This is a genomic window from Paraburkholderia sp. BR10923, from assembly GCF_040948765.1.
GTDB classification, from domain to species: Bacteria; Pseudomonadota; Gammaproteobacteria; order Burkholderiales; family Burkholderiaceae; genus Paraburkholderia; species Paraburkholderia youngii.
This window is the reverse complement of record NZ_JBFPKO010000171.1, coordinates 1-390: the sequence shown is the minus strand read 5'-3', so window position 1 is coordinate 390 and position 390 is coordinate 1. Positions and strand designations below refer to the sequence as shown.

At 51.8% G+C, this 390-nt stretch carries 1 protein-coding gene; it reads right to left on the bottom strand.

Annotated features, from left to right (window positions below; translation table 11 throughout):
* Positions 1-217: 217 nt before the first annotated feature.
* Positions 218-390, bottom strand: a 173-nt coding sequence (locus AB3X94_RS41965) for a Tn3 family transposase (RefSeq protein WP_368614484.1), incomplete at its 5' end; no start/stop codon positions are given.

Genomic DNA, 390 nt, shown 5'->3' with positions numbered 1-390 from the left:
CCTGCCAGTTCAAACGCCATCCTTCGACACTGCGTGAATAAAAACCGGGTGAGAGACCGATTCCCACCCCCTAAAAGCGGACATTTGAACTTGGCCAGTAAGCGGACATTTCAAAATGGCTTTGACAGCTAGTTGTAGTGTGGTTGTAGGTCCCAAATAGGGGTTGTAAGTCGGAACCGCAGAAATTTTGGAATGGAAGTCCTTTGATTTCAGGTGGTTAGAGAAGGTCGAGACCCGCAAGCATGGCCGCGATGTCGATCGGATTCTCGTTGCGAAACGTGTAATGCCCGAGGAAGTGGATGTGCCGCCACGCCACCGGAGAAATCTTCTTCAGCATCGCGAGCGCCTTCTCATTTCCCTCCCGTTGGTAGCGTTCAGTTGTGAGAGCAG